Genomic DNA, 10,469 nt, shown 5'->3' with positions numbered 1-10,469 from the left:
CCCCTTCACCGCGCCGCCACCTCCGCCTTGCCGGTCGCCGCATCGCCGACCGCCGTCGGCGCCGGTCCCCACCCGCCGCCAAGCGCACGAATGAGATTGACGGTCGAAACCGCCTGCGCCCCAGTCAACTGATTCGCCTGCAATTGCGACTGCAGCACCGACCGCTCGCTATCGATCACGTCGAGGTACGCCACTTCCCCTTCCTGATACTGCGTACGCGACAGCGTCGCCGAACGGCGCGACGCATTGACCGCGGCATCCTGAGCCCGAATCTGATCGTCGAGCAACCGCAGATCGGCGAGATTGTCCTCGACCTCGCGGAACGCGACGAGCACCTGCTGGCGGTAGTTCGCGACCTGCTCGTCGTACTGCGCGCGCGCCTGCTGCACGCCGGCCGCACGACGTCCGCCGTCGAACAGCGGCAGCGTCAGCGCGGTGCCGGCGAACGGCCCGAGCAGGAACGTGCGGCTCGACCACAGGAACAGATCGCCGAGCGTCGACGCCTCATACCCGAACGCGCCCGTGATATCGAGCTTCGGGAAATACGCCGACTTCGCAAGGCCGATCCGCGCGTTCGCGGCAGCCATCGCGCGCTCGGCCGCCGCCACATCCGGGCGGCGTTCGAGCAGCGCCGACGGCAGCCCGGCCGGGATCTTCACCGCGACCGGCACGATCGGCGTTTCCTTGAACGCGAAGTCCGCGGGCGCCTTGCCGAGCAGGATCGCGAGCGCATGCTCGGACGCCGCGCGCCGCCGCGCGACGCCGACCGCATCGGCCTGCGCGCTCGCCAGCTCGTTCTTCGCACGCGACACGTCCAACTCGCTGATGTCGCCTTCGTTGAAGCGGCGCTGCACGAGCTTCAGCGCCTCTTCGCGCAGCTCGACCGTGCGACGGTACAGATCCTGGTCCGAATCGAGCTGGCGCAGCTCGAAGTAGTTCTGCGCGACGTCCGCCTGCAGCGCGAGCTGCACCGAACGGAACAGCGCCTCGCTCTGCGCCTGGTCGGCACGCGACGCCTCGACGTTGCGGCTCACGCGGCCGAACAGGTCGGCCTCGTACGACACCGTGCCCTGCGCACGCCACAGCGTCGCGTTGGTCGGCCCCGTGCCCTGCGGCTGGAACTGCGACGCCGACGACGCCCCCTCGCGCGTCGGCCCGAACCCGACGCCGACCTGCGGGAACCACTGCGAGCGCGCGGTGCGGGTCGCCGCACGCGCTTCCTCGACGCGCGCGGCCGCGGCCTTCAGGTTCTGGTTCGCGGCGAGCGCCTGCGACTCCAGCGCGTCGAGCACCGGATCGCCGAACACTTTCCACCATTCGCCGCGATGCTCGGCGTCGGCCGGCTCGGCGGTCTTCCACGTGCCGGCCTGCTCGCCGGCGGCGAGCGTCGGCGCTTCCTTGAACGCCGCGGGCGTCGCCACGTCCGGGCGCTTGTAGTCGGGTCCTACCGCGCACGCGGCGAGCAGCGTCGCGAGCAGAGTGCTCGCGGCCGCCAGCTTCGCGACGCGCAGCAGGCCGTTCGTGTTGTGCATGTTGTCCATCTTGTTGTCCTCAAGCATCCGAAGCCGGTACGCCGTGGGCCGGCCCGCCGTAGCCGGCCGAGTCCTTGCCGGCCACGTGAATCTTGCCGCCCGCCAGCGTGCGCAGCACGACGTAGAACACCGGCGTCAGCATCAGCCCGAACAGCGTCACGCCGAGCATCCCGAAGAACACCGCGACACCCATCGCATGACGCATTTCCGAACCGGCGCCGGTCGACGTGACGAGCGGCACCACCCCCATGATGAATGCGATCGACGTCATCAGGATCGGGCGCAACCGCAGCCGGCTCGCCTCGATCGCGGCCTCGAGCGGCGTGCGTCCGTCATGCTCGAGCTCGCGCGCGAATTCGACGATCAGGATCGCGTTCTTCGCCGACAACCCGACCAGCACCATCAACCCGATCTGCGTGAAGATGTTGTTGTCGCCCTGCGTGAGCCACACGCCCGTGAGCGCCGACAGAATGCTCATCGGCACGATCAGGATCACCGCGAGCGGCAGCGTCAGGCTCTCGTACAGCGCGGCCAGCACGAGGAACACGAGCAGCACGCTGATCGGGAACACGTACATCGCCGAATCGCCCGCCAGAATCTGCTGGTACGTGAGGTCGGTCCACTCGAACCGCACGCCGCGCGGCAGCGTTTCATGCGCGATGCGCTCGATCGCGGCCTGCGCCTGCCCCGACGAGAAGCCCGGCGCCGGGCCGCCGTTGATGTCGGCCGCCGTGTAGCCGTTGTAGCGCACGACCATTTCCGGGCCGAACGTCGGCGTCACCGTGACGAGCGACGACAACGGCACCATCTCGCCGCGATCGTTGCGCGTCTTCAGCTGCAGGATGTCGTCCGCACGCTGCCGGAACGGCGCATCGGCCTGCACGCGCACCTGGTACACGCGCCCGAAGCGGTTGAAGTCGTTCACGTACAGCGAGCCGAGATACACCTGCATCGTGTTGAACACGTCGGTCACCGGCACGCCGAGCTGCTTCGCCTTCACACGATCGAGATCGACGTTGAGCTGCGGCACGTTGATCTGATAGCTGGTGAACAACGGACCGAGTTCAGGCGCCTGCTGCGCGCGCTTGATGAAGTCGTTGGTCGCATCCGACAGCTTCGCGTAGCCCACCGCGCCGCGATCCTCGATCTGCATCTTGAACCCGCCGAGCGTGCCGAGGCCGAGCACCGGCGGCGGCGGGAACACCGCGACGAACGAGTCCTTGATCGCGCCGTACTTCTGGTTCAGCGCACCAGCGATCGCGCCGGCCGACAGCGCCTTGCCGTGCCGTTCGGAGAACGGCTTCAGCGTGACGAACACGATGCCCGCGCTCGAGCTATTGGTGAAGCCGTTCACCGACAGCCCCGGGAACGCGACCGCGCTCTCGACGCCCGGCTGCTTCAGCGCGATCGAGCCCATGTCGCGGATCACTTTCTCGGTGCGGTCGAGCGACGCGCCGTTCGGCAACTGCGCGAACGCGATCAGGTATTCCTTGTCCTGCGCGGGCACGAAGCCGCCCGGCACGATCCGCGACACGAGCACGGTCGCGCCCACCAGCACGAGATACACGCCGAGCATCAGCGTCTTGCGCGACAGCACGCCGCGCACGCCGCGGCCGTAGTTCTCGGCGCCGCGATGGAACACCTTGTTGAAGCCGCGGAAGAAGCCGCCGAGCGCGCGGTTCATCACGCGCGTGAGCCAGTCTTCCTTGTCGCCGTGGCCCTTGAGCAGAATCGCGGACAGCGCCGGCGACAGCGTCAGCGAGTTGAACGCCGAGATCACCGTCGAGATCGCGATGGTCATCGCGAACTGCTTGTAGAACTGGCCGGTCAGGCCCGACATGAACGCGAGCGGCACGAACACGGCGACGAGCGTCAGCGCGATCGCGATGATCGGCCCGCTGACCTCCTGCATCGCCTTGTAGGTCGCCTGCCGCGCGTTCATCCCGCTTTCGATGTTGCGCTCGACGTTCTCGACCACGACGATCGCATCGTCGACCACGATCCCGATCGCGAGCACCATCCCGAACAGCGACAGCGCGTTGATCGAATACCCGAATGCGAGCAGCAGCGAGAACGTGCCGACGATCGACACCGGCACCGCGATCAGCGGAATGATCGACGCGCGCCAGGTCTGCAGGAACACGATCACGACGATCACGACCAGCGCGATCGCCTCGAGCAGCGTGTGCACGACGGCCTTGATCGACGAACGCACGAACTGCGTCGGGTCGTAGACGATCTTGTAGTCGACGCCGGCCGGCATGTCCTGCTTCAGCTCGGCCATCGTCTTGCGCACTTCGTCGGAGATCTGCAGCGAGTTCGCACCCGGCGACTGGTTGATCGCCATCGCGACGGCCGGCTTGTTGTCGAGCAGCGAGCGCAGCCCGTACTCGGACGCATCCAGCCCGATCCGCGCGATGTCGCGCAGATGCGTGACGCCGCCGTCGGGCGTCGTCTTCACGACGATGTCGCCGAACTCGTCTTCGGTCTGCAGACGGCCGCGCGCGTTCACCGACAGCTGCAGCGGCGTGCCCGGCAGCGACGGCGACGCGCCGATCACGCCGGCCGCGACCTGCACGTTCTGCTCGCGGATCGCCTGCACGACGTCCTCGGCCGACAGCCCGCGCTGCGCGACCTTCTGCGGATCGAGCCACACGCGCATCGCATAGTCGCCCGAACCCCACAGCTGCACCTGACCGACGCCCTGGATCCGCGACAGGCGATCCTTCACGTTGATCAGCGCGTAGTTGCGCAGGTAGGTCATGTCGTAGCGGTTGTCCGGCGAGATCAGGTGGACCACCATCGTCAGCGTCGGCGAGCTCTTCACCGTGGTGATGCCGAGCCGCTGCACGTCCTCCGGCAGGCGCGGCAGCGCCTGGTTCACGCGGTTCTGCACGAGCTGCGTGGCCTTGTCGGGATCGGTGCCGAGCTTGAACGTGACGGTGATCGTCATGTTGCCGTCGCTGTTCGCCTGCGACTGCATGTACAGCATGTCCTCGACGCCGTTGATCTGCTCCTCGAGCGGCGATGCGACCGTCTCGGCGATCACCTTCGGGTTGGCGCCCGGATACTGCGCCTTCACGATCACCGACGGCGGCACGACTTCCGGATACTCGGAGATCGGCAGCAGGAACATCGCGATCACCCCGCCGAGCAGGATGATCACCGATAGCACGCCTGCGAAGATCGGCCGGTCGATAAAGAATTTGGAAATGTTCATGGGTGGCTCTGTCTGGTTGAACGCGGAAATCGAAGCGGCGTGCCGCTTACGATTCCGCCTTCGCCGGTGCGGCCGGCTTCGCGGCGTCCGCGAGCGGCGCGGACGGATCGTCGCCGCCCGTCATCGGCACCATGTGCGGCTTGACCTGCTCGCCCGGCCGCACGCGCTGCGTGCCGTTCACGATCACGCGATCGCCGGCGGCAAGCCCGCTCACGATCACGCGCCGGTTGCCGTGCTGCATGCCCTGCTGCACTTCGCGGTACGACACGCGGCCCTGCTGGTCGACGACGAACACGAACTTCTTGTCCTGGTCGGTGTTGATCGCCGCATCGTCGACGAGCAATGCCGGGTGCGGCGCGCTGCCGCCGACCTTCACGCGCGCGTAGAGGCCCGGCACCAGCGTGCCGTCAGCGTTGTCGAAGCGCGCGCGCACGCGGATCGTGCCGGACGACGTGTCGAGCCGGTTGTCGACCGAGTCGATCACGCCGCTGCGCGAATAGCCGGTTTCGTTCGCGAGGCCGAGCTCGACCGGCACCTTGCGGCCGTCGCGCGCGCCGTTGATGTATTGCAGGTAGGTCTGTTCGTCCGCGTCGAACGACGCGTAGATCGGCGACACCGATACGAGCGTCGTCAGCGGCGTCGCCGCGGCGCCCGCCGACACCACGTTGCCCACGGTGATCTCGGCGCGCGACACGCGGCCCGACACGGGCGCGGTGATGCGCGTATAGCCGAGATTGATGCGCGCCGTTTCGAGCGCGGCTTCGGCCGCCTTCAGGTTCGCGCTCGCCTCGCGCGCCGCGTTCTGCTTCTCGTCGTAGTCGCGCTTCGCGATCGCGTTGTCGCCGATCAGCCGCTGCGCGCGCTGCCAGTCGCTCTGCGCGTAGCCGTTGCGCGCCTGCGCGGCCGCGAGTTGCGCGGCGGCGCGATCGGTCTCGGCCTGGTACGGGCGCGGGTCGATCACGAACAGCACGTCGCCCTTCTTCACGAGCGCGCCGTCCTTGAAGTTCACCGCGACGATGGTGCCCGACACCTGCGGACGCACGTCGACCTTCTCGACCGCCTCGAGGCGGCCCGAGTAGCTTTGCCAATCGGTGACGGTTTGCGGCACGACGGTCGCGACGTCCACTTCGGGCAGCGGCGCTGCGGCCTTGTCGGGCGCGTTCGCGTTCACGCGCATCGCGCCGAACGTGCCGAGACCGACGACGGCGAGCGTCGCGATCGCCGCGGTGGCGATTCGGGAGCGGGTGGTGCGTAGGATGGCCATGTGGATCTCCGGTAAGCGAGGATTGGTGTGGTTATTCGGAACGATTCGGCTGACGGGCCTGGAAGCGGCACTGGAAGAAGCGCACGGCCTCCTCCAGCGCGGCCGCATGGGTCGCGAGCGCGGCGTGCGTGACGTCCGGGTAGCGGATCACCTGCGTGAGCACGCCCGACGAAATCAGGCAGCCCGCATATTTCTCCGCCTCGACGTGCAGCACGTCGTTCTGCGCGGTGACGATCAGCGTCGGCGGCAGCCCCGCGAGGCGCACCGATTCGAGCGGCGCCGCATACGGGTGCATGCGCTGCGCGGCCTGCGGCAGGTACGCGCGATAGCAGGCCGCGCATTCGCGGGCGGTGATGTCGGACGACAAGCGGTCGGCGTCGCCGATGCGGGTCATGCTCGGATCGAGCATCGGCCCGAACAGCGCCTGCGCGGCGATCGGCACCTCGCCGCGATCGCGCGCGATGAACGCGAGACAGTTCGCGAGCTGGCCGCCCGCATCGTGCCCCGCGACGCCGATCTTCTTCGGATTGCCGCCGAACGCGCGGGCGCGCGTCGCGGCCCAGACGGCCGCGCGATACGCATCCTCCGGCGCGGCCGGAAACGGAAAGGCCGGCGCGAGCGAATAATCGACCGACACTACGAGAGCCGGTAAGCGTTCTGCTAAAAAGCGCGCGGCGAAATCGGCGTCGTCGAGCGTGCCGCGCACGAAACCGCCGCCGTGAAAGTAAAGCACTACCGGCAATCCGGTTTTGTCGGCACGCCGATACAGACGCAACGCGATGTCCTGCGCGTAGCCGGGAATTTCCACGTCCGCGACCGTCAATGCCGCGCCGGCTCTGGCTTCGGCGGGCAATGCGGCTTTCAGGAATTTGCTGAATTCAGAAGCGTCCATGACGATGCGGCATCCATTTCGAGATGGAACGAATTCTGGGTCCGGCAGACATTGGGATAAATGCCTATAATCCGGCAACACAATTCAACGCCCCCGAACAATCCCAGGCTGCGTCGCCTATAAAGTGACGCAGCCTCTTTGTTCCTGAGGCTCATTAGATCGTGGAGGTTGTGATGGACCGGCTTCAGGCCATGCAGGTGTTTACTCGCGTCGTCGATACAAGCAGCTTCACCAAGGCAGCAGAAACGCTGAGCCTGCCGCGGGCGTCCGTCACGACGATCATCCAGAATCTCGAAGCGTTCCTCGGCGTGCGACTGATGCACCGGACCACGCGCCGTCTGTCGCTCACGCCCGACGGCGCCGCGTACTACGAACGTTGCGTGCGGATCCTCGCCGATGTCGAGGAAACCGAAGCAAGCTTCCAGAACAACAACCGCAAGCCGCACGGCAAGTTGCGCATCGACATGCCGGGCTCGATCGGGCGGCTGCTGGTGATTCCGTCGCTGTGCGAATTCCACACGCGCTATCCGGACATCGATCTGCAGCTCGGCTTGTCGGATCGTCCGGTCGACCTGCTGCAGGAAGGCGTCGACTGCGTGATCCGCGTCGGCGCGCTGCAGGATTCGTCGCTCGTCGCACGGCGGGTCGGCCTGTTCGAATGCGTGTCGGTCGCCGCGCCCGCGTATCTCGACAAGTACGGCGAGCCGCGCAGCATCGAAGATCTCGCCGAGCACAAGGCGGTCAATTACTTTTCGAGCCGCACCGGCCGCACGATCGACTGGACGTTCCTGACCGACGGCAAGGAAGTCGAAGTGAAGATGAACGCGATCGTGTCGGTGAACGATGCCGACGCGTACGTGACCTGCGGGCTCGAAGGCTTCGGGCTGATCCAGCCGCCGCTGTTCATGGTGCTGCCGCACCTGCGCGACGGCCGGCTCAAGGAAGTTCTGCCGGGCCTGAAGCCGCTGCCGATGCCGATCTCGGTCGTGTATCCGCACAGCCGCCACCTGTCGCCGAAGGTGCGCGTGTTCGTCGACTGGATCGCCGAAGTGTTCGACCGCTGCCCGCTGTTGAGCGGCAAGGGCAGCCTCGACGCGACGTGCAGCAAGCGCACGTTCGAGGAAGCCGAGCGCGCGCCGGCGCTCGACACGCCGGTCATCAACGAGTGGGTCGCGTAGCCGCTTAGTCGCTTAGTCTGACGAGCGGCGCGCGGGCCGCGCGCTCGCGCGTCTCCGCGCTTTCTTCATACCTCGATCGGTCGGCCTTCCAGCACGTTCTCCTTCCGCGGATGCGTCGTGCTCCTGCAGACGTCGCAGCGGCGCGCACATCGCGTCTTTCCGGAATCCGCATCACACCTTTGCATCGCGCGCGGCAATCGCCGCGTCGCGCCGACACGCCGTCGCGAAGTCGGGCCGCGTCGCCGCGAGCCGCGCCACAGGCGGCTGTGCGCGATTCCGGCAGCACCGTGCGGCCGTGACGGATCGCGATTGTTCCAGCATCGCGACAATTCAATTCGCATCAGCTGCATTTATCGCGCCGGGACACACACCTAGAGTTAACCCTGTCGCGCACATCGTTGCGCATCCAACATCCCGTTCGACGGGACCGGAGCGAGCGCTCTTGCGCCAACTCCGACCAACACAGGAGTTACGTCATGAACCGCCGCCATCTTCTCTCCGCCATCGCACTCGCACTCGCCGTGTCCGCGCCGGCATTCGCCGATACCAATGCGCCGCAAGCCGCCAACTACGCCGGCGCGTCGTACACGCAGCCGAGCAACGGCCCGCGCACGCGCGCCGAAGTCAATGCGGAAGTCGAACAGGCACGCCGCGACGGCACGCTCGCATACCTGCGCAAGGTGAATTCGTATCCGCAAGGTGTCGAGCTCGCGCAAGGCCCGTATCGCCCGACGCCCGAAGGCAACCAGCTCGCCGGCGCAGGCCGGTAAACGCATGACGCCGCGCGACGGATCGTCCGTCGCGCGGCGTCGCGAACCCGACACACGTCAGTCAGTTGCAGGAGTCCGTGATGAACGATCAACTTCCTTCGCCGCTCGATCATTGGGACGACACGACGCCCGTCTGGACGCCGTTTCGTTCGTCGTCGCAACCGCACTGAACGCGTCCGTCACGCGCCGATGCGAGCGCCGGTGCGTCATCGACGCGGCACGCCGTCGCGCCATTCGCCCCAGTGCGTGACGATGTCCTGCACGAGCGGATTGCCCGCGCGATAGAGGTTTTCCGTCGCGGGCGCGAAGCCGCCCTGATCCGCGTAGTTCAGCAGGTTGTCGGCGCTCGTCTGGCCCGCATACGGGCGGTCGAAGTCGGAGCCGGTGCGCAGCACGGCGACGCGCGACAGGTCGACGCGCTTCACGCTCGCCGCGCGCTTGAGCGCCTCGTACGTCGCGTTGTCTTCCTGCGCGGTCATGCAGTAGGTGCCCTTGCCGTCGGTGAGGATCTTGGTCCATTGACGCGCGCGCTCGCCGATCAGCGTGCCCGAGAACCACGTATTGCCCGACGACGTGTCGCACTGGATCACCGTCGGCGGCCGGTTCGCCGGCGCATACGTGAACTTCGCGCGCGCGGCCTGCGCCTGCGCGCTGTCGGCAAGCACGACGTTGCGCGACAGCGCATAGGCGGCATCGGTCAGCTGCGCGTTGAGCTGGAACACTTCGGTGCGGTAGTCGAGCGGCGGCTTGTCGCTCGGGCTCTTCGTGTTGATGCCGAGGAAGCCGGTGTTCCAGCCGGCGGGAATCTCGCGCGCGTCGAGCTCCCACTGCAGGCTGAAATCGACGAGGTATTTCGACCACGCCGCGGAACCGACCGTGCCCTGCGCGGGGTCGACGCCCGCGATGCCGGACACGAGGAAGTAGGTGCGGCGCAGGTCGAAGCGCGGCGAGAACGTGAGCGCCATGATCGTCGCCGATGCGTTCGCGTAGCCCATGCCGGTCGTCACCACGCAGACGTCCTGCCGGTTGCAGTGGACGACCGGATAGTCGGGCGACAGGCCCGGCACCGCGACGTCGCGCCACGGGCCGAGCCGGTCGAGCCACGCCTGGCCCTCCGGACCGAACATCGTGATGATCATGACCTTGACCGGGCGGCCCTGTGCCGCGGTCTCGGCGAATGCGGCGTTGGCCGTCGTGGCCGCGTTGCCTGCGTCGTCGCGCTGATGGTCCTGCGCGATCGACGGCGCGGTCGCACAGGCGGCGAGCGAGAAGGCGGCTGCGGAAAGAATGGAGCGAGTCAGCATCGGCGTTCCTTGTTTCGATGATGTTGGGTGAGAACGGCTGTCGGAGACTGCGCGACCGAGTATAGAACGCGGGTCTGCGATGCGGAACCCGACTACGAAACGGGGGGTTGGGGGGGAGTGGCGCGGGGTGATTGAAGGTGCCGATAACGCTGATTACGCTGATTACGCCGGTTGCCGGTTGCGCGGATCAGCGCGTTCGCGCCGTAATCGCCGCACGCCGCTGCGACCGACACTGAGAATCGCTACGAGGCCGCGTGCCACGGCATGCAGGCATTCCTGAGCGGCCGAGGCTTCGACGACCGTCCCGGC

7 protein-coding genes are annotated in these 10,469 nt (G+C 67.3%); 2 read left to right on the top strand and 5 right to left on the bottom strand.

Annotated features, from left to right (window positions below; translation table 11 throughout):
* Window positions 1-5: 5 nt before the first annotated feature.
* The 4 genes from opcM to C3Y15_RS22015 are packed head-to-tail and all read right to left on the bottom strand — an operon-like array spanning window position 6 to window position 6,908.
* Complete coding sequence (gene opcM / locus C3Y15_RS22030) at window positions 6-1,541, bottom strand: multidrug efflux transporter outer membrane subunit OpcM (protein ID WP_014724088.1); 1,536 nt, start codon at window positions 1,539-1,541, stop codon at window positions 6-8.
* Window positions 1,542-1,551: 10 nt separating this feature from the next.
* Entirely contained in the window at window positions 1,552-4,752 is a 3,201-nt protein-coding gene (ceoB, locus tag C3Y15_RS22025; RefSeq protein WP_011880927.1) for a multidrug efflux RND transporter permease subunit CeoB, read from the bottom strand.
* 46 nt (window positions 4,753-4,798) lie between these two features.
* A complete protein-coding gene (gene ceoA / locus C3Y15_RS22020) occupies window positions 4,799-6,016 on the bottom strand; it encodes a multidrug efflux RND transporter periplasmic adaptor subunit CeoA (RefSeq protein ID WP_011880928.1) in 1,218 nt (405 codons plus the stop codon).
* A 31-nt stretch (window positions 6,017-6,047) separates the two neighbouring features.
* Window positions 6,048-6,908 carry an alpha/beta hydrolase gene (locus C3Y15_RS22015; RefSeq protein ID WP_011880929.1) on the bottom strand — a complete coding sequence of 287 codons (861 nt, stop codon included), beginning with the start codon at window positions 6,906-6,908 and terminating at the stop codon, window positions 6,048-6,050.
* Between the two features lie 173 nt (window positions 6,909-7,081).
* Between C3Y15_RS22015 and ceoR the strand changes: the two genes are divergently transcribed.
* The gene (gene ceoR, locus C3Y15_RS22010) at window positions 7,082-8,086 is read left to right on the top strand and encodes a putative multidrug efflux transcriptional regulator CeoR (RefSeq protein ID WP_011880930.1); all 1,005 of its coding nucleotides are present in this window, start codon (window positions 7,082-7,084) and stop codon (window positions 8,084-8,086) included.
* A 476-nt stretch (window positions 8,087-8,562) separates the two neighbouring features.
* Entirely contained in the window at window positions 8,563-8,856 is a 294-nt protein-coding gene (locus tag C3Y15_RS22005) for a DUF4148 domain-containing protein (RefSeq protein ID WP_011880932.1), read from the top strand.
* 206 nt (window positions 8,857-9,062) lie between these two features.
* On the opposite strand, the gene C3Y15_RS22000 is transcribed toward C3Y15_RS22005, so the two are convergent.
* A complete protein-coding gene (locus C3Y15_RS22000; RefSeq protein WP_034193357.1) occupies window positions 9,063-10,160 on the bottom strand; it encodes a purine nucleoside permease in 1,098 nt (365 codons plus the stop codon).
* Window positions 10,161-10,469 lie beyond the last annotated feature (309 nt).

This window comes from Burkholderia sp. B10, assembly GCF_004368385.1.
GTDB lineage: Bacteria > Pseudomonadota > Gammaproteobacteria > Burkholderiales > Burkholderiaceae > Burkholderia > Burkholderia vietnamiensis.
Note: the sequence above shows the minus strand (reverse complement) of the source record. Positions and strands in the feature narration are given on the sequence as shown.

Bases quoted from the DNA above. Each gene is read 5' to 3' on its own strand.
- opcM (WP_014724088.1), bottom strand. From the start codon at position 1,541: ATGGACAACATGCACAACACGAACGGCCTGCTGCGCGTCGCGAAGCTG.
- ceoB (WP_011880927.1), bottom strand. From the start codon at position 4,752: ATGAACATTTCCAAATTCTTTATCGACCGGCCGATCTTCGCAGGCGTG.
- ceoA (WP_011880928.1), bottom strand. From the start codon at position 6,016: ATGGCCATCCTACGCACCACCCGCTCCCGAATCGCCACCGCGGCGATC.
- C3Y15_RS22015 (WP_011880929.1), bottom strand. From the start codon at position 6,908: ATGGACGCTTCTGAATTCAGCAAATTCCTGAAAGCCGCATTGCCCGCC.
- ceoR (WP_011880930.1), top strand. From the start codon at position 7,082: ATGGACCGGCTTCAGGCCATGCAGGTGTTTACTCGCGTCGTCGATACA.
- C3Y15_RS22005 (WP_011880932.1), top strand. From the start codon at position 8,563: ATGAACCGCCGCCATCTTCTCTCCGCCATCGCACTCGCACTCGCCGTG.
- C3Y15_RS22000 (WP_034193357.1), bottom strand. From the start codon at position 10,160: ATGCTGACTCGCTCCATTCTTTCCGCAGCCGCCTTCTCGCTCGCCGCC.